19 protein-coding genes and 1 tRNA gene are annotated in these 25212 nt (G+C 55.2%); 14 read left to right on the forward strand and 6 right to left on the reverse strand.

Features of this window, described 5'->3' with window-relative positions; genetic code table 11:
• Positions 1 to 60: 60 nt before the first annotated feature.
• Positions 61 to 483, reverse strand: a complete 423-nt coding sequence (locus tag RBH33_RS02190; RefSeq protein WP_306730483.1) for a secondary thiamine-phosphate synthase enzyme YjbQ — start codon at positions 481 to 483, stop codon at positions 61 to 63.
• 286 nt (positions 484 to 769) lie between these two features.
• Between RBH33_RS02190 and htpG the strand changes: the two genes are divergently transcribed.
• From htpG to RBH33_RS02215, 5 genes are all read left to right on the forward strand, one after another.
• Positions 770 to 2671, forward strand: a complete 1902-nt coding sequence (gene htpG / locus RBH33_RS02195; protein WP_306730484.1) for a molecular chaperone HtpG — start codon at positions 770 to 772, stop codon at positions 2669 to 2671.
• A 186-nt stretch (positions 2672 to 2857) separates the two neighbouring features.
• Positions 2858 to 3148 carry an integration host factor subunit beta gene (gene ihfB / locus RBH33_RS02200; protein ID WP_306730485.1) on the forward strand — a complete coding sequence of 97 codons (291 nt, stop codon included), beginning with the start codon at positions 2858 to 2860 and terminating at the stop codon, positions 3146 to 3148.
• A gap of 93 nt (positions 3149 to 3241) precedes the next feature.
• Positions 3242 to 3541 (forward strand): LapA family protein, encoded by a 300-nt coding sequence (locus tag RBH33_RS02205; RefSeq protein WP_306730486.1) that lies wholly within the window; start codon positions 3242 to 3244, stop codon positions 3539 to 3541.
• A 5-nt stretch (positions 3542 to 3546) separates the two neighbouring features.
• A complete protein-coding gene (lapB, locus tag RBH33_RS02210) occupies positions 3547 to 4731 on the forward strand; it encodes a lipopolysaccharide assembly protein LapB (RefSeq protein WP_306730487.1) in 1185 nt (394 codons plus the stop codon).
• A gap of 516 nt (positions 4732 to 5247) precedes the next feature.
• Positions 5248 to 6231: a malate dehydrogenase gene (locus tag RBH33_RS02215; RefSeq protein ID WP_306730488.1), complete on the forward strand. Its 984-nt coding sequence runs from the start codon at positions 5248 to 5250 to the stop codon at positions 6229 to 6231.
• A gap of 49 nt (positions 6232 to 6280) precedes the next feature.
• Here the strand turns inward: RBH33_RS02215 and RBH33_RS02220 are convergent, their stop codons facing one another.
• The gene (locus tag RBH33_RS02220) at positions 6281 to 7180 is read right to left on the reverse strand and encodes a D-hexose-6-phosphate mutarotase (protein WP_306730489.1); all 900 of its coding nucleotides are present in this window, start codon (positions 7178 to 7180) and stop codon (positions 6281 to 6283) included.
• Between the two features lie 271 nt (positions 7181 to 7451).
• Here RBH33_RS02220 and rapA point away from each other — a divergent pair, with 271 nt between their 5' ends.
• Both rapA and RBH33_RS02230 read left to right on the forward strand, forming a co-directional pair.
• Positions 7452 to 10373 (forward strand): RNA polymerase-associated protein RapA, encoded by a 2922-nt coding sequence (gene rapA, locus RBH33_RS02225; RefSeq protein WP_306730490.1) that lies wholly within the window; start codon positions 7452 to 7454, stop codon positions 10371 to 10373.
• Between the two features lie 28 nt (positions 10374 to 10401).
• A complete protein-coding gene (locus RBH33_RS02230) occupies positions 10402 to 10683 on the forward strand; it encodes a hypothetical protein (protein ID WP_306730491.1) in 282 nt (93 codons plus the stop codon).
• A 628-nt stretch (positions 10684 to 11311) separates the two neighbouring features.
• On the opposite strand, the gene RBH33_RS02235 is transcribed toward RBH33_RS02230, so the two are convergent.
• Together RBH33_RS02235 and RBH33_RS02240 are read right to left on the reverse strand one after the other, a co-directional pair.
• Positions 11312 to 11908, reverse strand: coding sequence for a DUF938 domain-containing protein (locus tag RBH33_RS02235; RefSeq protein WP_306730492.1), 597 nt, complete (start codon positions 11906 to 11908; stop codon positions 11312 to 11314).
• 66 nt (positions 11909 to 11974) lie between these two features.
• Positions 11975 to 13732, reverse strand: coding sequence for a DEAD/DEAH box helicase (locus RBH33_RS02240; RefSeq protein ID WP_306730493.1), 1758 nt, complete (start codon positions 13730 to 13732; stop codon positions 11975 to 11977).
• Between the two features lie 539 nt (positions 13733 to 14271).
• Between RBH33_RS02240 and RBH33_RS02245 the strand changes: the two genes are divergently transcribed.
• A complete protein-coding gene (locus RBH33_RS02245) occupies positions 14272 to 15105 on the forward strand; it encodes a 4-alpha-glucanotransferase (protein ID WP_306730494.1) in 834 nt (277 codons plus the stop codon).
• Positions 15106 to 15137: 32 nt separating this feature from the next.
• Entirely contained in the window at positions 15138 to 15554 is a 417-nt protein-coding gene (locus RBH33_RS02250; protein ID WP_306730495.1) for an HIT family protein, read from the forward strand.
• Here RBH33_RS02250 and RBH33_RS02255 read toward each other — a convergent pair.
• Positions 15551 to 16066: a DUF3806 domain-containing protein gene (locus tag RBH33_RS02255; RefSeq protein ID WP_306730496.1), complete on the reverse strand. Its 516-nt coding sequence runs from the start codon at positions 16064 to 16066 to the stop codon at positions 15551 to 15553. The two genes, RBH33_RS02250 and RBH33_RS02255, sit on opposite strands and share 4 nt — an antisense overlap.
• Before the next feature lie 255 nt (positions 16067 to 16321).
• Between RBH33_RS02255 and RBH33_RS02260 the strand changes: the two genes are divergently transcribed.
• The 5 genes from RBH33_RS02260 to RBH33_RS02280 all read left to right on the forward strand — a co-directional run bounded on the left by RBH33_RS02260 (position 16322) and on the right by RBH33_RS02280 (position 24151).
• Complete coding sequence (locus RBH33_RS02260) at positions 16322 to 17065, forward strand: DUF748 domain-containing protein (protein ID WP_306730497.1); 744 nt, start codon at positions 16322 to 16324, stop codon at positions 17063 to 17065.
• A 139-nt stretch (positions 17066 to 17204) separates the two neighbouring features.
• Entirely contained in the window at positions 17205 to 18455 is a 1251-nt protein-coding gene (locus tag RBH33_RS02265; RefSeq protein WP_306730498.1) for a glycoside hydrolase family 26 protein, read from the forward strand.
• A gap of 200 nt (positions 18456 to 18655) precedes the next feature.
• Positions 18656 to 20836 (forward strand): lipopolysaccharide kinase InaA family protein, encoded by a 2181-nt coding sequence (locus RBH33_RS02270; protein WP_306730499.1) that lies wholly within the window; start codon positions 18656 to 18658, stop codon positions 20834 to 20836.
• 221 nt (positions 20837 to 21057) lie between these two features.
• Positions 21058 to 22632, forward strand: a complete 1575-nt coding sequence (locus RBH33_RS02275; RefSeq protein ID WP_306730500.1) for a putative bifunctional diguanylate cyclase/phosphodiesterase — start codon at positions 21058 to 21060, stop codon at positions 22630 to 22632.
• Between the two features lie 7 nt (positions 22633 to 22639).
• Positions 22640 to 24151, forward strand: a complete 1512-nt coding sequence (locus RBH33_RS02280; protein WP_306730501.1) for an alpha/beta hydrolase — start codon at positions 22640 to 22642, stop codon at positions 24149 to 24151.
• Between the two features lie 795 nt (positions 24152 to 24946).
• On the opposite strand, the gene RBH33_RS02285 is transcribed toward RBH33_RS02280, so the two are convergent.
• Positions 24947 to 25022, reverse strand: a tRNA-Asn gene (locus RBH33_RS02285).
• Between the last annotated feature and the right edge of the window lie 190 nt (positions 25023 to 25212).

Here is a 25212-nt window from a genome sequence, read left to right on the forward strand (position 1 = left end):
CGCTCAGAAAATTACATGACGAAGATATGCCGGCTTTTCGTCGATTTTCAACGCTCTTTTTTAAGCTTCACCATTTAACGTCGCCACCAGGTGGCGCGCTCCGCCGTGGTTGCGGTGTTCGCACAAATAAATGCCCTGCCAGGTGCCCAGGTTTAGTTGCCCGTCCGTGATGGGAACTGTGACGCTTGAGCCGAGGATGCAGCTTTTGATGTGCGCGGGCATATCATCATCGCCCTCATAATCGTGACGGTAGTAGGGAGCCCGCTCCGGCACAAATTCATTGAAATGACTTTCCAGATCCTGGCGCACGGTGGGGTCGGCATTTTCGTTGATGGTCAGCGACGCCGAGGTGTGCTGGATAAACAGATGCAATAGTCCGCAGCGCATCTTCTCAAAATCAGGCAACCCTTTGACGACCTCCGAGGTGATCAGGTGAAAACCCCGGCTTTTCGGCGCCAAACGGATGTCGGTTTGTAGCCACATGGAATGCTCCTTCTGAATGAATAACTCAAATTAGCCTACCCCATAGGGGGACCGCTGTCACACGGGAAATGGGCGGTTTAAACGATCACGGCGGGGCCATAGGGGCGTGGTGCATGCAGCTAATTAAAGCCCGGCGCCCTTGAATTGTCAGTAGCCAGCCCCCACCTTTGCGCTAGCCGACTTTTTCGCCTTTCTTAGCGCTTTCACGGTAGAGGAGCGGGGGAAGGGCGGCTTATTCACGGGGGCCAGTAGGCCGCCGGTAGTTTTTTTCGACAGGAGCGACCGCATGACCGTCCAAGCCAACAAAGAAACGCTGGGTTTCCAGACCGAAGCCAAGCAGTTACTGCACTTGATGATTCACTCCCTGTATTCCAATAGGGAAATCTTTTTACGGGAACTGATTTCCAACGCCTCGGACGCCGCTGACAAGCTGCGCTTTCGCGCTGTGAGCGACGACTCTTTGTACGAGGGCGATAGCGAGCTGAAGATTCGCGTCAGTTTCGATAAAGAGGCCAAAACCATCACCGTGTCTGACAACGGCATTGGCATGAACCGCGAAGAGGTGATTGACCACCTGGGTACCATCGCCAAGTCCGGCACCGCCCAGTTTATGGAGAAACTGACCGGCGACCAGAAGAAAGACTCACATCTGATAGGGCAGTTCGGGGTCGGTTTTTACTCGGCTTTTATCGTCGCCGATAAAGTGGTGGTCACCAGCCGTAAAGCCGGAGACCCGGCCAATGAAGGTGTGCGCTGGGAAAGCCAGGGCGAGTCCGAATTCAGCGTTGAACAAATGGAAAAGCCCCAGCGTGGCACAACCATTGAATTGCACCTTAAAGAAGATGCAGTCGAGTTTGCCGATAACTGGCGTCTGCGCAGCATCGTCAAAAAGTATTCTGACCACATTGAAATTCCCGTGGTCATGGAAAAGCCGGTAGCGGCTGATGAAGAGGAAAAACAAGAGCCCGAAGACGAAGTGATCAACACCGCTACGGCCTTGTGGACTCGCTCACGCTCGGACATCAGCGAAGAGGAATACAAAGAGTTTTACAAACACGTCAGCCACGATTTTGCCGATCCGCTTACCTGGAGTCACAACCGGGTTGAGGGCAAGTTGGATTACACCAGCCTCCTGTACGTACCTTCTCGCGCGCCGTTTGACCTGTACAACCGAGATGCCTCCCGCGGTGTGAAGCTCTATGTGCGGCGCACCTTTATCATGGACGATGCCGAGCAGTTTTTGCCCTTGTACCTGCGCTTTATCAAGGGTGTAGTGGACTCCAATGATCTGTCCCTGAACGTGTCCCGGGAGATTCTGCAAAAGGACCCGCAAATCGACACCATGCGTTCAGCACTCACCAAGCGGGTTCTGGACATGCTGTCCAAGCTGGCCAAGAAAGAGCCAGAGCAGTACGCCGCCTTCTGGAAAGAGTTTGGTCAGGTGCTGAAAGAAGGGCCTGCCGAGGACTACGCCAACCGGGAAAAAATTGCTCAACTGCTGCGGTTTTCATCCACTCACACGGATAAGCCAGAGCAAGATCAATCGTTGGATGACTATATTGCGCGTATGCCAGAAGGGCAGGACAAGATTTACTACATCGCCGCCGAGAACTTCAACACCGCCAAGAGCAGCCCACACTTGGAAGTGTTTCGTAAGAAAGGCATCGAAGTACTGCTGCTGTCAGACCGCGTAGACGAATGGCTGATGAGTCACCTGGCCGAGTACGACGGCAAATCCCTACAGGACGTGGGTAAAGGTGAATTGGATCTGGGCAAGCTGGACAGCGAAGAAGAAAAGCAGGCCCAGGAGAAGGTGGCCGAGGATCTGAAGCCTTTGCTGGAGCGCGTTAAGAAAGCCCTGGAAAATGACGTGGATGAGGTTCGCATCACTCACCGGCTGACCGAATCACCGGCCTGTGTGGTGGTGGCGGAGCACGAGATGGGTGCCCAGATGCGCCGTATTCTGGAACAGGCCGGCCAGGCACTGCCGGACAGCAAACCGAGCTTTGAGCTCAACCCGGACCACCCCCTGGTGCAAAAACTGGATCGGGAAAGCAATGAGGAACGTTTTTCCGACCTGGCGAAGGTGTTGTTTGAGCAAGCGAATCTGGCCGAAGGTGCCCAATTGGAGGACCCCGCCGCCTACGTGCAGCGGCTCAATAAGCTCCTGTTGGAACTGAGTAACTAGCGCTCCGAACGGCGCGCGGGCCTGGCTGCCACAACGGCGGTCAGGCCCGTTTTGTATGGCGCTCAAGAGTCCTCTTGCTTGTCTCATGGTTAAGTTATAAGCTACGCGTAAGTCTTTGAAATTGGACAAAATTCCTGGGGATTTATGCACGGGTTGGCCTGATACTCTTAACAACTGGGCACAGTCATGACCAAATCGGAACTGATCGAATACATTGCGGAGCAGCAGGATCACCTGCCAGTAAAGGATATTGAATTGGCGGTGAAGCTACTGCTGGACCACATGTCCGATGTTCTGGCTACGGGTGAGCGTATTGAAATCCGCGGTTTTGGCAGCTTCTCGCTGCACTACCGGGCACCCCGTATGGGGCGCAACCCTAAAACCGGCGAAACGGTTCAACTCGACGGCAAGTACGTCCCCCACTTTAAGCCGGGCAAGGAGATGCGCGACCGTGTTAATGAAAGCCTGCACAATTAACATGCTGAGTTTTTTCGGAGCCCGGTTTCTTATCTCCCGTGTTCCTGCTCACTTTGTGCTCACTTCAAAAAGCGGGCTCCGGAGGTTTTTGAAATGAAAGCGTTTTTCCGGTGGTTGCAAATTGCTCTTGTCGTTCTGGCGTTTATTCTCGGTATCTGGTTCGCCCTGGAGAACAGCGTTGTGGTACCGGTCACCTTAGTGGGGCTGGCCCTTCCCAGCTTGCCATTGGGCGTGTGGTTGCTGATTTTTGCAGCCATCGGCGTGCTGGTGGGTTTTATTCTTAGTTCGCTCTCCATGTTTAGACTACGGCGGCAACTCAAATCCCGCGACCGGCACTTGGCGCTGTGTGAAAAAGAGCTGACCAAGTTACGGACGCAACCCCTGCGAGATTGAGCACCATGATGGACTTCGGGCTTTTTGCCCTGCTGTTGCTTGCGATCGCCATCGGTTTTTTTCTGGGCTGGCGCTATCGGAGCAAGCGGGCGGACAATGAGGGCCGGCACTCCACCCAGAGCTATTTTCGGGGCCTGAATTATCTGCTCAACGAGCAGGCCGACGGGGCCATGGACGCTTTTATCGATTCCCTTGAGGTCAATTCCGATACCCTGGATACCCACCTTGCCTTGGGAAACCTGCTGCGCCGCAGAGGTGAAATTGCCAAGGCGACCAAAATTCACCAAAACCTTCTGGCTCGTCCCAGCCTAACGACGCCTCAGTTGCATGAAGCGCAGCTGGAGCTTGCTCGGGATTTTATTAAGGCCGGCCTGCTGGATCGCGCTGAAGGCTTATTGCAGGAACTGGTGGACGCAGGCAGTCAGTACAAGTCCGAAGCGCTCGAACACCTGGTGGAAATCTATCAAAACGAGCGCGAATGGGAAAAGGCCATCCAGGCGGCCAACCAATTAAGCAATCGTCGTTTTGGTAAAACCGCAGTCGGACGGGGCAGGGCGCGTGCGCATTTTTGCTGCGAATTGGCCGAGCAGGCGCTGGACAAAAATGACGTAGTGACCGCTAGGCGCTACCTGCAACAGGCCCTCAGTTACGACAAACACTCGGTGCGTGCCAGTTTGCTCTGGGGCAGCATGGAGTATCAGTTGGGGAATTACCGGGAAGCGCTCAAGCTTTTGCAAAAAGTGCCCGCGCAAGACCCGGATATGATTATCGAGTCCCTGGATTTGGTGTGTGATTGCTACACCAAGCTGGGAGACAAGCGGGGCATGCAGCGCTACCTGGAGGAGCTGCTGGCGCAGTACCCCAGCAGTACTCTGGTCATTAGAATGGCAGAGCAAATTCGCTGGTCCAAGGACGACTTTGCCGCCGCTGATTTCCTGGCGCAACAGCTGCGCGAGCGGCCCACCATTAAGGCATTAAGTCGCTTGGTTGAGTTGCATTTGATGCACTCTGAAGGCCGCGCGCGGGAAAACCTTCAGTTGCTGAAACAATTGCTGGATCAAGTATTGGAACAGAAGCCCGGCTACTTTTGCGAACAGTGTGGCTTTACCGGTAATCAGTTGCATTGGCTGTGCCCCGGGTGCAAATCGTGGGGCACGGTCAAGGTGATCACCGGGGTGGAAGGCGAGTAGCGCGCCGAAGGGGCGAGTTGGGCTATCGACTCGTTTCTGGATCCCCGCCTTCGCGGGGATGACGCGGTTGAGCTCTGCTAAGCCCTCCTGTCATTCCCGCGAAAGCGTAGTGCTGTTCGGAGTAATTCTTGTCTTTGTGGTTTGAGAAAAGAATGCCATAGCCTCAGGTTAACAGGGGACGTGCAGGGTGAGTGTTCAGCAAGCCTCAAAAGAGGGACCTTTTGAGGCAGTCCCCACGGATGGGTTCACGACGTTTGCTGAACACTCACCCTGCGCGGCCCGAGGGCTTGCTTACGAAGCAGTAAAGTCGATTATCTATACCTGAAAGTGGTGCGCGAAATCGGGAATCCAAGTCTGCACTGGCCCCATACCCATCCTATATAGGTGAAATTTTCTCCCACTTCCCTATAATAGAGCGCCGTTGAGCCGCACCCCACGGCTGGAAGCACCTCTTTCTCGCCGCCAGGGTGGCGGTGATCCACGTCAACAGTCCTTTTCTCAACACGGAGACCTATTGTGAAAGCACCTGTTCGAGTTACCGTCACCGGCGCCGCTGGTCAAATCAGCTACTCCCTTTTGTTTCGAATCGCCGCTGGCGAAATGCTGGGCCCGGATCAGCCCGTGATCCTGCAAATGCTGGAAATCACTCCGGCACTGAAGGCCTTGGAAGGCGTGGCTATGGAGCTGGATGACTGTGCCTTCCCGCTGTTGGCCGGAATGGTGTGCACCGACGACGCCAACGTAGCCTTTAAAGACAGCGACTACGCTCTGCTGGTAGGCGCCCGTCCTCGTGGACCGGGCATGGAGCGTAAGGACCTGCTTGAGGCCAATGCGAAAATTTTCTCCGTGCAAGGTAAAGCCATTAACGATCACGCCTCCCGTGACATTAAAGTGTTGGTAGTGGGCAACCCCGCGAACACTAATGCCTTGATTGCCCAGCGTAACGCGCCGGACATTGATCCGCGTCAGTTCACCGCCATGACGCGTCTGGATCACAACCGTGCATTGACGCAACTGGCTCAGAAAACCGGCAGCAGCATTAATGACATCACCAAACTCACCATTTGGGGCAATCACTCCTCGACCCAGTACCCGGATATTCACCAGACCGAAGTGAGCGGTAAAAACGCCATGGGCCTGATTGATCAGAAGTGGTACGAAGCTGATTTTATTCCCACCGTGCAAAAGCGTGGTGCAGCAATTATTGACGCGCGTGGAGCATCTTCGGCCGCGTCAGCCGCTAACGCTGCTATTTTCCATGTGCGCGATTGGGCCTTGGGCTCTGCCGAGGGCGATTGGGTGAGCATGGGTGTCTACAGTGATGGTAGCTACGGCATTGAGAAAGGGCTGATTTACTCTTTCCCGTGCGTGTGCAAAAACGGTGATTGGCAGATCGTCACCGGTGTTGAAATTAATGATTTCTCTCGCGAAAAAATGCAAGCTACTGAAAAGGAATTGCAGGAAGAGCGGGACGCCGTTAAGGACCTACTCCCCAGCTAAGGCTGTTGTCGATCATCACCCCACCTCGTAGAGGTGGGGTGATGACGATTTAAGCTTCGATAATTTTCATTCCGGCTATGCGTGTCTCGCCAGCCTCCAAATGCCAAGCTTCGCCCAGCACCGCTCCTCGCTCGACGCAAATAAACCCTTGTTCGTTACCGGCACCCACGTCCGCCATCTTCGCGGCATGCTCCGGCCCTGGGTTCCAGGTGATTACGCTAGGGCATTGATCGTGCTCGATGCGGATGGTTGGCTCACCATCGATTTCCAGCGCCTGCTCGACGCCGGGAAACATCCGATCCACTTCACCGATAAAGCCCAGGTCTTGCTCTTGAGTTTTGGGGGCGAGTTGCTCGAGGTTGTCCAAGTAGGTTTTACCCGCAAGGCCTTTTACTCGAACTTCCTCCAAGTTACGCACCGGGAAGTAACTGTGCAGCGCCCAGGTGCAGTCAAAGGCGCGCTGATCACGGTTGGTTACGCTCAGCTGCGGGTCAATGCCTTTGCCCAACTTCATGCACAGTTCGGCGCTGAAGGCATGATCGAACAATGGGTTGGCATCGCAGATCAGTTCAAACACCAGCTCGCACCGACCGTCGTCGCTTTCGGCCACTTGCACCAGTTCCCAGTCGCGCGTGCGCGCGAAACCGTGTTTGGGTTTGTCGGAATCCTGCGGGTGGGGGCCGAACCAAGGTAGACATAAGGGAATGCCACCGCGCAACGCCGTGCCGGGCTCAAACTGACATTGGGGGCTCAGCCAGAGTAGGGGAGTACCCTGGGCGTTCTTAAATTCCAGGAGCTGGGCGCCCTGCAGGGAAATGACTGCCTGGCACAGGCTGGTATCAACTTTGAGCAGGGGTAGTCCTGTTCCACCGGCATCGGGATAGAGTTCTCGGCTGGAGGTCAGAGAAACACTGCGGTACTGATCCAGTAGTGTCGCTAAAGCGGGCATACGCAACTCCAAAGCAATTTCTCAAAGAGCCCGCAATTTTACGTTAACCTGGGCTCAAAACACTAGTACGAAGCTTTTTGCTGTGAGATGTAAAGGATCTCCTGGATTTTGAGGCAGGCCTCTGTACCCTTCACGTCGGCTCCCTTTCCTCAAAATGCCGGGCATTTTCCATCTGTTAGCTAATAAGCGATAAAAATTGCGCCCAGCCTTTGGCATAGGTGCGCTCAGCCAGTATCATGCCGTCTTGATGAGCAAAACATGCAGAGGCGAGATGAAGCAACAACAGTTTGTAACCGGACAGCGCTGGGTCAGTGACACGGAAGCCGAGTTGGGGCTGGGTATTGTGTTGGAAGTTGAAAACCGCCGTTTGACGCTGGGCTTTCCGGCGTCCGGTGAGCGGCGCACTTACGCGCTAGACAACGCGCCCGTCAGTCGGGTCCGCTATCAGCCGGACGAACACATACGCCATCAGAACGGCACGCGTATTACCGTGACGGAAGTTCTGGAGCAGGGCCAGTTGCTGGCCTACCGGGGTGTGACCAAAGAGGGTACTGAAGAGCTGATTCCCGAGTTTGAACTGGACAGCTTTGTTCAATTCAGCACGCCCCGCGAGCGCCTTTTTTCCGGGCAAATCGACAAGTACACTCACTTTGCTCTGCGTCACCAGACCCAGGAAGCGATTCACCGCCATCAACACAGCGTCGCTTATGGTTTGGCCGGTCCTCGAGTGCAGTTGTTGCCGCATCAGCTGTATATCGCCAAAGAGGTGGCCAATCGCCACTCGCCGCGTGTACTGCTGGCCGATGAAGTCGGCCTGGGTAAGACCATCGAAGCGGGTTTGATTTTGCATCAGCGCCTGATCAGCGGCCAGGCCCATCGTGTTCTGGTGGTCGTTCCTGACAGCCTGCAGCATCAGTGGCTGGTGGAAATGCTGCGCCGTTTTAACCTGAATTTTACGCTTCTGGATGAAGAGCGCTGCCAGGCCATGAATGACCTGGATGACATTGATCCGTCATTGCTGCCGGAAGACGAAGAAATCATCATCGACGAGTCCGATGACAATCCGTTTGAAACCGCACAGCTGATCATTTGCGCTCTGGATTTTCTCACCGACAATCCAAAACGCTATCAGCAGGCGCTGGAAGCGGAATGGGATATGTTATTGGTGGACGAGGCACACCACTTGGAGTGGAGCGAAGAGGCGCCGAGCCCGGGCTATTCCTGTATCGAAGGGCTTGCCGGGGTAGCCAAGAGCTTGTTGTTGCTCACCGCCACGCCAGAGCAATTGGGCGTTGAAAGTCATTTCGCCCGGCTGCGCTTGTTGGACCCGCATCGCTATCGGGACTTGGCGCAGTTCATCGCCGAAGAGGAAAACTATCAATCGCTCAATGATGTCGTGCAGGACTTGCTCAAAGTCCGCGACGCGAGTGAATCTCCCTCGAAAAGTCATTGGCAAGCGCTCGGTGATTATTTGCCGCAGGATACGCTCTCGCAATTGCAAAAGCAGGCGGAACAATCGCCCGCCGCGGCGATAGATCAAATCATTGAACTGCTACTGGATCGCCACGGCACCGGCCGTGTGCTGTTCCGCAACACCCGCTCCTCGGTGAGTGGTTTCCCAGAGCGAAAACTGCACACCTACCCGCTCAATCTGGACGATGAAGACTTGCTGGCGCTGGTATCCGAACCGCTCGAGCAGCAGTTGCGTCCGGAAGATTTTTGGCAACAGCAAACCGACGCCGACTGGTGGATGCAGGACGCCAGAGTCGAATGGCTCAGTGAATGGCTGCGCTCGCGCCGCGCTCAAAAAATTCTGGTGATTTGTGCCAGTGCCGACACCGCCCAGTCCCTGGAATTGTATCTGCGCTTGCGCAAAGGTTTGCCCGTGACGGCGTTCCATGAAGGCATGAACTTAATCGCCCGTGACCGTGCCGCCGCCTATTTCGCCGACCATGAGGACGGTGCTCAGGTACTGATTTGTTCGGAAATCGGCAGCGAAGGGCGCAACTTTCAATTTGCGCAGGACCTGGTGCTGTTTGACTTGCCGCTGAACCCAGATTTACTGGAGCAACGCATTGGTCGTTTGGATCGTATTGGCCAAACCGGTGAGGTCAACCTACACGTACCGTTTTATGCTCTAACTGCCCAGGAGCGCTTGTTGGATTGGTACCACGAGGGCCTGAACGCCTTTGAGCAGACCTGCGCTATCGGCTACTCGGTGTTTAACCGGTACGCTGACCGACTTCAAACAGCGTTGGTGGATGCCGAGGAAGAAACCTTTGCACAACTTTTGGACGAAACTCGCGTGTGTGCAAAGGAGCTGACCGCTCAATTGCAGGCCGGGCGGGATCGCTTATTGGAGTTGAACTCCTGCAAGCCGGAACGCGCCGCGCAATTGGTGGACGCTCTGGAGGCGCTGGATAACGATCCTAAGTTAAATGATTACCTGGATCAGGTGGCGGATAGTTTTAACATAGAGCAGGAGCAGCACGGCGAATTCAGTTCGGTGCTACACCCAGGCGAGCATATGCGTGTTCCACATTTCCCCGGCCTAGCGCCGGAGGGAATGACGGTCACCACCAGTCGTAGCGAGGCGCTGGGGCGGGAAGACATTCAGTTTTTGACCTGGGAGCACCCCCTGATACGCGGAGCTCAGGAATTGGTCGCCCACAGCGAATTCGGCAACACGGGTGTCTGCACCCTGAAATTGCCACCACTGAATCCCGGCACCTTGCTTCTGGAAGTATTGTTTGTGCTGCATTGCCCCGCACCCGCGGCGCTGCAAGTGCCTCGCTTTTTGCCGGAATCGGTTCTGCATTTATTGCTCGATCCCAACGGCAAAGATCTGAGCCCGGTGTTGTCGGCGGGTAAACTCAATGCATTGTTGCAGAAAGTTCCGCGGCCCAGCGCCCAGGAGCTGGTGCGTCACGCCCGGCCGCAGTTAAGTGCCATGCTGGATCAGGCTGAATCCTTAGTGCAGCCGCGACGTGAAGAGCTGGTTGAAGCGGCTCGGGAACGCATGCGGCAGGAATTGAACGCGGAGTTAGATCGTCTGCGCGCCTTGGCTAAGGTGAATCCTAATGTGCGCCAAAGTGAGATCGACAGTTTGCAAAACCGGCTTGAAACTACGGAAACGGTGTTAGACAAGGCGCAACTGCGGCTCGATGCGGTGCGCGTGATTATGACGGTCTAAGATCGCGGTCCAGTTAAGGGAACTTACCATGTACATTTTTTCCGCCAACGCCACCGCCCGGGTGGCGCGTGATGATATTGAAGAAGGGCAGCAGATGCCTTTCATTGTTTACGTCAATTTTGTGGACTTGTTCGGTGCCGAGCAGTTGTGCAAAGTCTATTTGATGCGCGCCGGTTTTACGGATATCGAGATTGAAAAGCGCAAGTTCGTGCCGGGTAAGCTGCTCAATGATGAACGGGTGATCAACGCCGATAAAGCCATGCGCGAGGCTATTGAGCACGGCTATATGATTCAGATGTTTGACGAGTGATTTCTGCTTCAGTTCTTGATGTTGTTTTAACTGTGCTTGTGTGGTGCGGCCTCCTGTTTCGCATACTGTACTCGTGTATGCGTGATCCTGACCATCAGGCCCGGTGATTTGGTAGAGTGCTACGAGCGGGGTAGGTACTCCCGGATACGCCGTAAAGCCTACCCCAACCGCCTATAGATGCCATTGCTATAGTCGAGGCGTTGATAAGTACCGCCTTGGGTTTGGCTTTAGTTTCGCGCCTTGGTCGAGTGCTGCGAGTGGGGTAGGTACACCCGGACACGCCGTAAATACTTCCCTGTAGGCTTGGCGTCGGAACGCCGCACCGCGACCTCCATGTCGGCGACAGTCCGGGAGCACCTACCCCACTCTCCGCTGTGCCACTCTTAGAGATCCGGGAAATAAGGAGTTGTGGCTACGGTGCTGGCCCCAAAAAAACCCAACGTCGGACACAATCAAGAGCTTTTCTTGGCACCAGGGGTGGTTGGGTAAGCTTTTCCGGAACCCTCGCGTCATGGATGACGCGCGGGAGCCACACGGATGTGTTCACCGCGTTTCCGGAAAAGCTTACCCAATCGCCCCATCTCTCAGTAAATGAAATACGAGCTGGTGAACCGTATTTTATCCCGGATTAACCAACGTATTTCTTCCACACTATAAGCCGATTATTCGCAGGCATAGCATTATCTTGTTCAAGTCGCAGATGTGCTTCTTCAGCTACTTCATTGACCGCTTCAAAATCGCGAATGCCTTGTTCGGAATTTCGGCTGCACAGGAACGCATCAAAGGCTTCATTGCTGGGGCTGGTATATCGGCCTTGATAATTGAAGGGACCGTAAAGCAAAAACAAACCCCCGTCCGGCAAATGCCGACCCGCTTCCCGAACCAATCGCTGCACCAAAGGCCACGCCATAATGTGTGCGGTATTCGCAGAAAAGACGGCGTCGTAATCGCCTGGCCAATCACTGTAGCGGAGATCGAAGTGGAGTGGGGCACGTAAGTTGGCGCTGGGCTCGGCTTGTAGCCAGGCTTCAATGCCGGGGTGGTGTTCAGGTAGGTCGCTAGTTTGCCACTCCAACCAAGGAAGGTTTGGAGCAAAATGCACGGCGTGTTGACCCGTGCCGGAACCGACTTCTAGCACCCGCCGACTGTTAACCAGGAGCGGGTGCAGAATGTCCAATATCGGTTGCTTATTGTTTTCGCACGCTTGGGAAAAGGGTAAGGTCATGGCGTATTGGTCTCCCTGTTGAGCACTTACCATACGCCATAACCAAATTCCGCAAAAGCTTAGTGCTTAGCCCTTATCTTTCGGGGCGCGCTTTGGGGCCTTGGACTTTCGCTCGAATTTCTTTGGCGGTTTGCTGCCAAAATCTTTCGCGCCACCGGGGCCTTCATCAATGCGAATCTCCAGTGCCTTATTGCGCACACGGACTTTTTGCAGTTGCCTCAACGTTTCTTTGGCCAGGGTTTTAGGTAAATCCACCGTAGAGAAGTCATCAAACAACTTGATGTGCCCAATTTGGCGGCTGGAGATGCCTCCTTCGTTGGCGAGTGCGCCTACAATGTCACCCGGTTTGGCTTGGTGATTGCGGCCTACTTCAATGCGGTAGCGCTGCATATCTTCATCACTGTGCTGCTTTTTCCCTTTACTGGGCCGCTCGTTGCGGTCACCACGTTCTCCACGCTCGCCGCGCTCTGATCTTTTGTGATCGCGTTCAGGCTTAATGGGCGCAAACGTCACCTGCAACGGGCGTTCTTTTTGCAGAAGATGGGCCAGTGCGGCGGCGATATCTTCCGGGTAACGATCGTTGTCATGGCTGTAGGCAGCCAGCAACTCGTGGTAGAAGCTCAAGTCGACCTGCTCGGCGAAGACTTTGTCAATTTCCCCTTTAAAGCTATCAATACGATGCGCGGTCACGGTTTCGCCGCTGGGCAACTCCATGGGCTTGATGGGCTGGCGGGTGGCTTTTTCGATCACGTACAACAAACGTTTTTCCCGCGGGGCCACGAACAAAATGGCTTTACCCGTGCGCCCCGCGCGACCGGTACGGCCGATGCGATGCACATAGGCTTCGCTGTCATAGGGAATGTCGTAGTTGACCACGTGGCTGACGCGCTCAACGTCCAAACCGCGGGCGGCAACGTCGGTAGCAATGACGATGTCCAGCTTGCCGGACTTCAGCCGCTCCACGGTGCGCTCGCGCAGCGCTTGATTCATGTCTCCGTTAAGCGCTGAAGAAGAGTAGCCACGCGCTTCGAGTTTCTCTGCCAGTTCGACAGTAGCGGTCTTGGTGCGCACAAAAATAATCATGCCGTCAAACGGCTCAACTTCCAGGATACGAGTGAGCGCATCCATTTTATTGGTGCCGCTTACCATCCAGTACACCTGTTCGATGTTGTCACCGGTGGATGTGCTGCTGGCAATCTTGATTTCTTTAGGGTTGCGCATGTAGCGGTTGGCTACTTTGCGAATTTGCGGCGGCATGGTGGCTGAAAACAGCGCGGTTTGACGCTCTTTGGGGATGTGTTCAAGAATCCACTCTACGTCATCGATAAAGCCCATGCGCAGCATTTCATCCGCTTCGTCCAGGACCAGGCTTTTTAGCTGAGACAGATCCAAGCTGCCGCGACTGATGTGGTCCATAACCCGGCCCGGTGTGCCGACGACAACCTGTACGCCGCGCTTGAGCTGACGCAGTTGGCCGCTCATCTCCTGGCCGCCGTAGATAGGCAGAACATGGAATCCGGGCAAATCTTTGGCATAGCGTTGAAACGCTTCGGCGACTTGGATGGCCAGCTCGCGCGTGGGAGCCAGTACCAGAATTTGCGGGGCTCTCTGACTGGCGTCAAGCCGCGAGAGCAGGGGCAGGGCGAAAGCGGCGGTTTTACCGGTACCGGTTTGCGCAGTGCCGAGAATGTCTTCTCCGGCTAGCAGTGCGGGAATCGCTGCCGCCTGAATCGGTGACGGCTGTTCGTAGCCCACGGATTGAATGGCTTGCAGTACCTGGGGAGACAGGCCCAGATCAGAGAAGTTTGTGATATCAGATGTCATGTATTAAAACCTTGCAATATGTCGCGGAGCCCGGGCAGGAGCATCCTGTCTGTCGGCTCAGATTGGTGACACGGCAGAAAAGTCCCCTGCGTGAGGAACGGCTGGCGCCATGTCGGCTTAAGGTGGGAAGAACTGATGTAAATGGGGACGCAATAACGCCCAAGGGTCAAAAAACCCCTAGCGATACGTCCATCAGAATATCCCCTGTGCTGTTTGCGAACGCCTGTTCGCAAGCACGATACGGCGTTAGGCTTGGCGGGTATCAATCCCGGCCAGGCTTTTGCCATGTCACTTTTTTAGGCAGGCTAGCCGGCGGCGCCGACATTGGTGTTCGCCCCTCTTTGGGGGTTAGGTAGCCCTCAGACGTCCTGTCTGTTCAGCATTACCTCGACACACCAGGGTCGCGACTCAACCGGTCGCGGGAGAGGTTTACTGAAAAGTGCGCGGATTATAGGGGCAATCCATGGCTATTGCCAGCCATTTTTCAGCTCGGCGCGACTGGGGTAGACTAGAGCGACTTACCCAACCGGCGTCTCCTCATGACCAAGACCACCTCCAAACACCTGTCCACCACCGCCTTGGCACGCCACATCGGTAAGGAGAGTAAAGAGTTGTTTGTGCTCTTGGCCAACAGCGGTTGGATTGTGAAAGTGGATGGTCGTTGGCAGCTAACTGAAAAAGGTAAATTTGAAGGTGGTATTTACGTCAATCACCCGAAATTTGGCGATTACATTGCCTGGCCTGAAACGGTTCAAACTCACCCATTGTTATCCCTTTTGCCCGAGGCGCCTCTCACCGCCAGCAATTTAGGGAGCAAGTTCAAACTGCCCGCGCGTCAGGTGAACCTACTGTTGGCAGAGCGCGGCTGGTTGCGTAAAGCACCACGGGGCTGGTTCCTCACACCGGCCGGGCGGGCTATGGGCGGGCAGCAACAGGAGAGTGAGCAGTCGGGCATTCCCTTCGTCACCTGGCCGGAAACCTTGCTTAATGAGTCCGCGCTTTTGACGGCGGTGGCGCAAGTGCGAGGTGAAACCGAAAATGGCCCTGCGTTGGATGGCCACGAAGTTTCGACACGGGGCGAGCGCTTGATCGACAACTGGCTCTATCTAGCCGGGGTAGTGCATGCGCGAAAACATGCGCTCGCATTGCCCGACGGTTGCCCACCCGCCGATTTTTATTTGCCGGCTCTGGGCTTGTGCATCGAGTATTGGAGCGACGATGCCCCTCCAGGAACCTTGGCAGAAAACCTGCAAAAGCAAGAGGTTTACAAGAAGGTTGGGCAAGAGTATGTGGAAATCCACGAGGGCGATCTTGAGCAACTGGACGAGATTTTAGCTCGGGCGCTGTTGCGCCACGGGCTAGCGATTTACTAAAGTAGGGGCCACCGATCCCAAGGAGAGCGACCATGGCAAGTGTATTCAGCAAGATTATCGCCGGCGACATACCAGGGCACTTTGTCTGGAAAGACGACAAAGCCGTGGCCTTTATGACCATTCAGCCTATCCGCGAGGGCCATGTGTTGGTGATTCCGCGCGAGGAGGTGGATCAGTGGGATGATCTGGCACCGGAGCTGGTAAGCCACCTGTTTTTGGTCAGCCAAAAGATCAGTCGCGCTCTTAAGGAAGCTTATCCGGCGCGACGTGTCGGTTTGATGGTGGCGGGGCTGGAAGTGCCCCACACCCATATTCATTTGGTGCCCATGGACTCCATGGCGGATTTGAGCTTCGAGCACGCCCGGCAGGCGGAAGGCGAAGCGTTGGCTGAAGCGGCCCGGCGGATCCGAGCCGTCCTGACGGCACAAGGCCATCAGGAAGCCTCTTAACGGTAGCTAGTGCCGGTGTAGGGCATTTTGGGTAGGAAGGGTTCCATCAACTTCATGGCGTCGTTGTAGACCTTCTGAACATCGGGTTTCAGGCCCACTTCTATACGCCGGGACAGCATGGTCACCGGGAACAGGCATTCTTTGGTGCCCTCCACACACAGAGCCCGGCTGCGGCCTTTGTCATCTTCGTAAATTTTCCATTTCAACTGAGCCACTTCGGCCTCCATAACATTGCCCAGAACGGCTCCCAGAGCTTGCAGGCGCAGCTTGTCGTCCCGGGGAATCATGCCTCGGTCAACGATGGTTTGGAGGGTGGTTAGATCGGACGCGTCACCTCGCAGCCGAGTGCCCAAGCGCATTTGGACCAGCGTTTCGATGGATTCCACCTGCTGATGCATATGATTGCGGTCCATCCAGCTCAATTCCTCGATACGGGCATCCGCATGGGCGGAAATGCTCATCCCGATAGAGCCCAGGAGAAGGCATAAAGACAAAGACAAACGACGGATCATGGCTACCTCATGGCGTAAAAATCGTTGACGAAAGGCGCATGGGGGCGCTTTTCAGCCACTCAGAGTGCAAAAACACGCCCGGAGTTCATCCGTTAAGGCCCCCGGCGATAAACTGCTGTGTTTGGCCGGAGGCTATGATAGGCTTTTTACACACGGTTTCCTATTCTCGTGCCATACGCCTTAGCTGATGTAAGCCATCGGTAGGTCGGGGAGGTGTCAGCTCCCGAGGTTTACCGCCGATAAGGAAAGTGACCTATGAAAGCGATAAAAATTATTTTAAGTGTTTTGGTGGCTCTACTGATCGTAATTGCCATCGCGTTACTGGTTGGTTTGAGAAATCTCGATGCTCTGGTGGAGGTTGCCATTGAAAGCATCGGGACTCACGTAACCCAAACCGAAGTCACGGTCGAGCGCGTCAATATCGAACTGACCGAAGCCCGAGGCACTGTCTACGGTCTTACTGTGGCCAACCCCGAGGGTTTTACCGAGCCCTATATTTTCCAGGTGGGCGAAGTCAGTTTGCAAATCCTGCCCGCGTCCCTCACTGAAAAAGTACTGGTACTGCCAAGAATCGTCATAGATGGCGCCGAGTTGCATGCTGAACACGCGGGTGTGGCGGACATCAATATTCATCAGATGGTGCAGAATATCCAGCGCGACGTAGACGAGGAGGCCAAGGCCACAACCGCCAGCCCTGACGTGCGCTTTATGGTGGAAGAATTGCGCTTTACCAACGCCACATTGAATCTTTTGTCCGGCGAGCTGGGGGAGCGGCGTTACACCATGGACGACATTCATCTCACGGATCTGGGAGACCGTGAAGAGGGCTTGACGCCCGCCCAGTTAACCCGTGCGATCCTGGCGCCACTCTTGGAACAAGCTCGACAACGGGTTGAAGGGGAGCTGCGTGATGAAGCCACGGGCGCTGTGCGGGAGCGGTTAGAGGAAGAGTTGTCTGACGACGATCGGGATAGGCTGCGCTCGATTCTAGATCGCTGAACGGGGGCCGTGGTTTGCTTTTCTCGAGAAGTTGCATTACATTATGTAACCGGTTACAGGCGGCTAGGCCGCCTTTTCTTTTGGCTAATCTCCAGGGTTGGTCCGGATCATAAACACTACTAATAAAGGCCTAAACGGTATGAACGAATTCTTACCTGGCGCTACGGGGCGCTTGCGACTTTCCTATGGCTATCTGGCGGTAGCTTTTGCTTTGCTTGTTTCCGCTTGTGGGCCGGCGTCCACCCAAAAACCGGAAGCAACGCAGCCGGTAGCTGATGCCGTGCAGCCTATCGACGCTAACGCCACTGAGCCGACCCGAGCCCTGCTGCACAATTTGCATCGACTCAAAGAGGGCGGTGTCATGTTTGGGCATCAAGATAGCTTGGCTTATGGCGTCGAGTGGTGGAGCGAAGATGGGCGCTCAGACGTTAAAGGCGTGACCGGCGACTACCCCGCCGTCTATGGTTGGGAGATCGGTGATCTTGAGCTAGGTGCAGAGGAAAACCTGGACGGCGTCAACTTTGCCGACATGCAGGGCTGGATGAAATCCGGTTACCAGCGCGGTGGTGTGATTACCATTTCCTGGCACATGAATCACCCGCAAACGGAGCAGGGTAGTTGGATCACCGAGCCGGGAGCGGGAGAACTTCTTCCGGGTGGCGCGGCTCATCACAAGCTAAAGGCCTATCTGGATACCTTTGCCGAGTTTGTTTCCGCCTTGGAAGTGGAAACCGAGGCGGGGGAGCGGGAGCTCGTTCCGGTGATTTTCCGTCCCTGGCATGAGCACAACGGCGATTGGTTCTGGTGGGGCACCCGGGAAACCAGCGAACAAGAGTATATCCAGCTTTGGCGCTTCACCGTCGAGTACCTTCGCGATGAAAAGGGCGTGCATAATCTGCTTTATGCGTTTTCTCCAGACCGTAGCCGCATGAATATGGAAGACTTCGAACAAAGCTACTTTTACGCTTATCCGGGTGACGATTATGTAGACATCCTGGGGTTCGACAACTACTGGGATCTTGGTCATGGTTCCAATGATGCCCCCAAGGCCGTAAACCAAGTGCACTTGGTGGAGAGCCTTGAAGGAGTCGCGCGGCTTGCCGCTGAGCGCAACAAAGTGGCCGCGCTCACCGAGGCCGGGCAGGATACCCTTCATGAGGAGGACTTCTGGACCCAACGCCTGCTGCCAGCGTTGATGGCTAACGAGTGGACTCGTCAGCTGGCCTATGCCCAAGTGTGGCGCAACGCCAATCGCGCCCGGGAGCAGCGGGACCACTTTTACGTGCCATACCCCGGCCACCCCGGAATCGAAGACTTTATCGAGTTCTACGAGCACCCGGCCACACTGTTTGAGGCTGATTTGCCGGATATGTATCGCATTAACCCCTAAAGTCAGAAACGCATCCGCACCGTCGAGTCCTGTGGGCTCGGCGGTTTTTCCTGTTCAGGGGTGGACTTTTCGGCGCTCTGCCGCCATCCTCTCACTGCCATTGCCCTCAGCCGCTGGTTTGTGAGTTACCGCTCCGAACGCCAGCATCGCGCCGAGGTGCTGTTATTGTGACTTAAACCATTCCGACAGTGACTGACTCCGTGGATTACACCCCGCCGACACCCGCCCCCCTGGGCCGTTTCAGGGCTATGGTCGCCCAACCGTATCAGCAACCCGAATTTCTTCAGCAGTTGGAGCAAGTGGAAGCACTGCTTGCCGGACCCGAGGTGGAGAAAATTTCTGAAGGTGCTGACGCCGTTTATCGTGTGCGTCTGAATTACCAGGGCCAGACGCTGGATGTAGCGGTCAAACGGTTTGCGCGGCAGTCACTGCTCAAGGACTGGTATGACCACGCCATAACCAGCAAGGCGGAGCGCTCCTTTGTGGCTGCTGATTACCTCTTGGCCCACGGCGTAGCCACACCCCAACCGGTGGCTTTCTTGGATTGCTGGCAGGGCAAACGCTTGGTGGAGAGTTATTACCTGAGTGTGTTTCAGCCCGCGGATAGTTTCCGGGAGCATTTAAGTGATGTGTTATGGAATGTGCGGGACAACGACGCCATTATGCCGCTGCTGGAAACCCTGGCGCCGGCCGTGCGTGCCATGCACGACGCCGGTTTCGCGCACCAGGATATGGGCAACCAAAATATTTTAATGCCCAAAAACGCCGATGGGACTTTGGCCCAACCGCAGTTTATTGATTTGAATCGTGGCCGGGTTTATCCGTCGGTGACGAATCGTCAACGGGCTTTTGATATTTCCCGCTTAATGTTGCCCGGCGAATACCTGAAATTTTTTCTGTTTATCTATTGCCATCACCAAGACGTGCCGCCGGAATTGGCCCGCTGGGAACGCCGCTATCGCCGCCGCTTCGCGCGCCATCAACGCACCCGCCGCTGGCGCCATCCGTTGCGCAGCCTTAAGCAATGGCTCACGGGGCAGGTGCCAAAGCATCAACGCTTTTACCCGCCGCTACGGGATTTGTGGGTCTGGGATGAGAAGTCCGCGCAGGCCATGATTGTGCTTTCCAAAGCGGAAAAAAATCGCGTTCGCTCCAAAACCCATACGCTGTCGATGTTTTGGCGCACCTTGTGTGCGGCACCGGCCGTGTACCGTCGTTATACCCAACTGATGCGGCAAAGTTTTTCGCAGCCGGTGGAGTTGGACGGACGAATCGGCGTAGCGTTACATCCGCATCTAGACTACATTCCGGCCGAGCTGGAGTTGTTGGACGAGTTAGGCAATCCACCGGTGTTGTTGCGTTTTTGCCATCATGAAAGTGAACAACTATGGGATGGCACCATCGATTTAATCAACCAACTGCACAGCCGCGGCGTGTCGATCATGGTGGCATTCGTACAGGACCGGCAAGCACTGTTGGAGCCGGACAGTTGGCGAGCGCTGCTGGAAAAAGTGATTCCGCAAATCGCCGATAAAGTGGATGACATAGAAATAGGCCACGCTATTAACCGCGTGAAATGGGGGCTGTGGCGCGCGCGCGACTATGTGGCTTTGTTGGAGCCCGCCTTGGCGTTGCAGGCGCGCTTCCCTGGAATTCGTTTAACCGGCCCAGCGTGTATCGATTTTGAATATGCCTATGTTGTATCCGCACTGCAGGTGCTGCCCGCGCAAGCGCAACTCGCGGCGCTCTCGCATCATTTGTACGTGGACCGGCGCGGACACCCGGAAAACCCTCAGGGGCGCTTTTCTACCCTGGAAAAATGCGCTTTGCTCAGAGCCATTGCCCAGTGGTCGCCGCGGACTGAAGATCGTGTGATTGTGTCCGAAGTGAATTGGCCGGTGAAGGGCACCAGTGTTTGGTCCCCGGTAGGGGCTGGCTACGAATCCCCCGAAGGCCGACGCAACCCACCCGGTGTGGACGAGGACGAGTACGCGGATTATATGCTGCGTTACTACACCCTCGCCCTGTGCTCAGGGCATGTGGATCGTGTCTACTGGTGGCGTTTGTCCGCCCACGGCTATGGTTTGGTGGATGACCGGGATAACTGGCGTCGTCGTCCCGCGTTCACGGCTTTGGGCTTCTTGTTGCGCACTTTAGAGGGCGCCACGTTTATCGCCCGTCATGAAGCAAACGATTCTGTGTATCTGATGGAGTTCGCCCGTGGGAATACTCGGATTCTGATGGCCTGGACTACGGAAGATCACTGCGAATACTGGCCTAGTTTTGAGCACGACCAAGTGTTGGACAGCATGGGGCAGGTCAGTGAGCGCAGGCAATTAAGCGGTTCACCGCTGTATCTGGTGCGCTCAGGGGAAGTTTGAAAAGACGGTGTCCGCAGGGCCGCTGGCTATAGGGGCTCAAAAGCCGCTCTACTAACGGCTTTAGGGAGCGCCGAGCTGGGCGCTCATAGGGTCCGATCCCGTCCGACGCGGATCTCCGTGCGGACACCTAAACACAGTATAGCAACACAACTTTTCCGATTGGGTCGCGGGGCTAGTTTTTTCGGGCGCAAGGAAAGGGTTTTTTATGGCCGATAGTACCTATGGCTGCTATTCTCAATGGACTAAGCCTGAACGGACTGCCCGCTATGACCCCTATCCGCATAGCAATCTTATATTTTGTGATCGGCGCCCTCTGGATTCTGGTGTCCGACACACTTCTTTACCGCCTAGTTGATGATCCGGTTCGCCTGACTTACTGGCAGAGTGTGAAGGGCTGGTTTTTCATTCTCGCCAGTACACTGCTGCTCTACGCGCTGGCCCAGCGTTTGCGCACGGTTCTCTCCCGGGAACTGGACGTCAAGCGCCAGCACTTGGCTGTGGTGCGCCGCAAAGCCTACACTGACCATCTGACCGGCTTGCCCAACCGCCGCTTTGGGCTGCGCGCGATCAGGCGCCTGATTCAGCGGGCCAAGCGCGAGCAAAAGCATTTTTGTGTGATGTGCCTGGACCTGGACAATTTCAAGCAAATTAACGACACCCTGGGCCACTCCGCTGGAGATCAATTGATCCAGGCTGTTGGTAAACGCCTTCATGCGTTCCTCACAGAGGACGAGCAGCTGGTTCGGCACGGCGGTAACGAGTTCCTGCTCTTGTGTGCCGATGTTGAACACGCCGAGGAAATTGATAAACGCGCCGGCGAATTCGTGGCTTTATTCCAAGAGCCATTTCTGATTGGTCCCATGCCCCTGCGGGTGACCGCTAGCATCGGTGTGGCTTGTTACCCTGAAGGTGGTGAAGGTCAAGGGACTCTTATGCGCAACGCTGACCTGGCTTTGCACCACAGTAAGTTGTACAAGAATTGCTTTAAAGTGTATGAATCCACTATGAGTCGGGCTATGCACTATCGCTTCGATTTGGAGCAGAAGATGCGCGAGGCGCTGGAGGAGAACCTATTCGAGGTGTTCTACCAACCGATTTATGATCCCCATAAATCGTGCTTCACTGGAGCCGAGGCGCTGCTGCGCTGGCCGGATGACGAAGGTTATATTTCCCCGGTAGAGTTTATTCCGGTCGCTGAGCAAAGTGGCCAAATCCGCGCTTTGGGTGCCATGGTCTTAGCCCGTGCCTGCCATGAAACGCAACAACTGAGCGAGCGCGCGGGCCGGCCTTTAAGCATCTCTGTGAATGTTTCCCCCAAACAGTTTGCCAATGATCATATCGTAAGGGATGTGCAGGCGGCGTTGAGCGCAAGTGCCCTTGATCCAGGCTGCCTCATACTGGAGATTACCGAGGGCGTTTTTCTGAGCAACGCCGCTGAAACCGGAGAGATTCTTAATCAACTTATGGAGCTGGGCGTTTCGCTTTCTATGGATGATTTTGGACAAGGTTATTCTTCGCTCAGCTATCTTCGTAAACATCCTTTCCGCTATTTGAAAATTGATAAAGTGTTTGTACAGGGCATGGATAGTTCCGGCCAAGACCGGGCGTTGGTGGAAGCCAGCGTGGCCATGGCTGAGGCATTGAATCTGCAAGTGGTTGGCGAGGGGGTCGAAACGGCCACTCAACAAGAAGCGCTAAAGGAGCTTGGTGTTCATTATCTGCAAGGTTTCCATCTCGCCCGACCTATGCCCATCACCGACTACGAATATTTTTTGTTGTCCGCGCAAGTGAGTTGACATCCCTTTGAAACCTTACGTTCTTGCCATTGCCGCTGTGTTTCTCTTGGCTTTGGGTACTTGGTGGCGGTATGAGCCGAGCCCCGCTTCCCAGGTCATTGAGCCATCTCAAGACAAACTTCAAGCCTACCAGTGGTCGCAGACGCCCTGCTGGTTTTACGTGTATTGGTCGCCAGGCATTGTGTGCGGCGTTCTCAAAACACCCATGGAGGAGGGCAGCTTTGAGTTGCCTGTGGTGATTGTACGCGCCGAGTCCAACGAACCTCAGCCGGAACCGTTGCTGTACCTGCAAGGGGGGCCGGGGGCCAGCGCGGGGCTTGATCGCGCCGGCATTGAATACTGGCTCGACTGGATCATCCACGCCGGTTTGCAACGGGATTTAGTGCTGATGGACCCTCGCGGCGTGGGCCGCAGCAAGCCAGTACTAAAATGCGAGGCGCATGATGATTACAGCCGCGAGATTTTGACTCGGAATGTGCCTTTGGAGAAGGAGTTGGAAGGTGGCCGTGTGCTGTTGGAGCAATGCTTCGCCGAGCTTAAACAAGAGCCGACCAATTTCTCTGCCGAACACTACGGCACTCAGTCCAGCGCACGGGACATTGTGGGACTGATGAACGCTTTGAATTATGAGCAATGGAATCTTCTGGGCGTCTCTTACGGTAGTCGTTTGGCACTGGCGGTGGCCCAATCGCCGGACGTGCAAGAAAACAACCGGCTGCGCAGTCTCATACTGGATTCTGTTTACCCTCCGGAAAGGGGCGGTCTGATGGCTTGGCCGCGCGAAGCCACGGAGGGTTTGGAGCGGTTCTTTGACTGGTGCGAAGCGCGCACGCATTGCCGCGGTGATTTCGACGATGTGGAAGGAAACTTTCAGCGCGCTCTGAAGCATTTAAAAGACAATCCGGTAACCGTCGAGACGGAGCTGTGGCGAGAAGGCTCGACGTTACATGTTGTGATGAACGATCACAGGTTTATTGCGGCTGTGTTTTCCGCCATCTATCAACATCATCTCTGGCCCGAGATTCCAAATGCGATTGAGGCGGCGTTGAAGGAGGAGGCGGAAGGCATGGCGATGCTGGTAGAGTCTTTTGTGAACAACGCTTTGAGCCCGCAATTGTCTCTACCGGTTTTCTTTGCGGTCGACTGTCGGGACAATCCCGTCGGCAGCGCCGAAGAATACAGTCGCGCACTGGATGAGTATCCGCAATATGCGCGTTATCTGCAGTACTTTTGGGAGTATCGAGGTTGCTTGCATTTTTCTCCCGCGCCTGAAACGAATACTGTACCAACGATCGAGTCTGCGCCGGACGTGCCGACATTGCTTTTGGCGGGCGCGCTTGACCCGATTACCCCGCTCCAATGGGCTCAGGAGCTTGCGGAGAAGTGGCCCGAAACGCAGTTGGTCGTATTCCCCTCGACGGGGCACGCAGTCGTTGGCAGCGACGATTGTGTACACACCCACTTTAAGGACTTTCTAGACCAACCGAGTGAGCGTTGGCGTCCAGAGTGTTTGGATTGAAAACAACGATTACATGGCTTTTTTTCCCACCGTTCCCCCCACCGAAGCTCTCTAGTCATTCCCGCGTAGCGTATTACTGACCGGAATAAATACTCGAACTAGCAGCTTCGTAAGAAAGTCTTAGGGCCACGCAGGGTGAGTGTTCAGCAAACGTCGTGACTAATCGGCAGGATAGCCGATTTGCACAGCCGAAGGCTGCCCGCAAGGTGCAGCACATGGATGTGCTGCATGAGCCCATCCGTGGGGACTGCCTCAAAACCGCAAGCGGCCCTGCCCCCAATCACAGATTGGGGTCGTTCGCCTGCGCGCAAAGCAGTGCTTTGCATACTACGCTTGCCTCACCCCTCTTTTGAGGCTTGCTGAACACTCACCCTGCGCGTCCCTGGTAGTCTCAGATACCGAGCTCTTTTCTCCAATCCCTACCCGCTGTCTTCTTTGCAGCAACGGCGGGAAGTCCAAGGTAAGAGGGGCTTAGTCGCGGCGATTCCACTGATATGAGCCCATTAGACGAATGTGGCACAGAGGCGGGTGCGGGGGAGTGAGTTTCGGAACCTTCGCGTCATGGATGACGCGCAGGAGCTACAGGGACGTATTTACTGCGGTTCCGAAACTCACTCCCCCGTAGCCACCGGTCCTGATGGGTGCACTGTTTTGGCAAGTCTCGCATTTAATAACGCTGTCGAGAGAGTCAAATCCAGATATCGAAGAGTGTAGAGAGGCATCACCGAATTCGCCGTATCTTCAAGAGACAGGCATAAAAAAAGCCACCTCAAAGAGATGGCTTTTTCTTTAATTTGGCTCCGCCTGCTGGGCTCGAACCAGCGACCCAATGATTAACAGTCATTTGCTCTACCAACTGAGCTAAGGCGGAATTGTCGCTTCCGTTGCGGAAGTGGTGCGTATCCTATAGTCCGGGTTTGTGTTGGTCAACCCCTTTTGTTAAAAAAAGCGTAGCGGGTCATGGCTGTTGCGATTCGTGCCGGGACCGGCCGCCACTCTGGTTAAGCGGCGCTAAACTCCCCGAGAATCTCGGCTATAATGGAGCCCATGTGGTTACCAGT

This window comes from Marinimicrobium hydrolyticum (assembly GCF_030848505.1).
GTDB lineage: Bacteria > Pseudomonadota > Gammaproteobacteria > Pseudomonadales > Cellvibrionaceae > JAVDDU01.

What these genes read in the sequence shown, in the direction of transcription:
- RBH33_RS02190 (WP_306730483.1), bottom strand. Translation starts at nt 483, where the DNA reads ATGTGGCTACAAACCGACATCCGTTTGGCGCCGAAAAGCCGGGGTTTT.
- htpG (WP_306730484.1), top strand. Translation starts at nt 770, where the DNA reads ATGACCGTCCAAGCCAACAAAGAAACGCTGGGTTTCCAGACCGAAGCC.
- ihfB (WP_306730485.1), top strand. Translation starts at nt 2,858, where the DNA reads ATGACCAAATCGGAACTGATCGAATACATTGCGGAGCAGCAGGATCAC.
- RBH33_RS02205 (WP_306730486.1), top strand. Translation starts at nt 3,242, where the DNA reads ATGAAAGCGTTTTTCCGGTGGTTGCAAATTGCTCTTGTCGTTCTGGCG.
- lapB (WP_306730487.1), top strand. Translation starts at nt 3,547, where the DNA reads ATGATGGACTTCGGGCTTTTTGCCCTGCTGTTGCTTGCGATCGCCATC.
- RBH33_RS02220 (WP_306730489.1), bottom strand. Translation starts at nt 7,180, where the DNA reads ATGCCCGCTTTAGCGACACTACTGGATCAGTACCGCAGTGTTTCTCTG.
- rapA (WP_306730490.1), top strand. Translation starts at nt 7,452, where the DNA reads ATGAAGCAACAACAGTTTGTAACCGGACAGCGCTGGGTCAGTGACACG.
- RBH33_RS02230 (WP_306730491.1), top strand. Translation starts at nt 10,402, where the DNA reads ATGTACATTTTTTCCGCCAACGCCACCGCCCGGGTGGCGCGTGATGAT.
- RBH33_RS02235 (WP_306730492.1), bottom strand. Translation starts at nt 11,908, where the DNA reads ATGACCTTACCCTTTTCCCAAGCGTGCGAAAACAATAAGCAACCGATA.
- RBH33_RS02240 (WP_306730493.1), bottom strand. Translation starts at nt 13,732, where the DNA reads ATGACATCTGATATCACAAACTTCTCTGATCTGGGCCTGTCTCCCCAG.
- RBH33_RS02245 (WP_306730494.1), top strand. Translation starts at nt 14,272, where the DNA reads ATGACCAAGACCACCTCCAAACACCTGTCCACCACCGCCTTGGCACGC.
- RBH33_RS02250 (WP_306730495.1), top strand. Translation starts at nt 15,138, where the DNA reads ATGGCAAGTGTATTCAGCAAGATTATCGCCGGCGACATACCAGGGCAC.
- RBH33_RS02255 (WP_306730496.1), bottom strand. Translation starts at nt 16,066, where the DNA reads ATGATCCGTCGTTTGTCTTTGTCTTTATGCCTTCTCCTGGGCTCTATC.
- RBH33_RS02260 (WP_306730497.1), top strand. Translation starts at nt 16,322, where the DNA reads ATGAAAGCGATAAAAATTATTTTAAGTGTTTTGGTGGCTCTACTGATC.
- RBH33_RS02265 (WP_306730498.1), top strand. Translation starts at nt 17,205, where the DNA reads ATGAACGAATTCTTACCTGGCGCTACGGGGCGCTTGCGACTTTCCTAT.
- RBH33_RS02275 (WP_306730500.1), top strand. Translation starts at nt 21,058, where the DNA reads ATGGCTGCTATTCTCAATGGACTAAGCCTGAACGGACTGCCCGCTATG.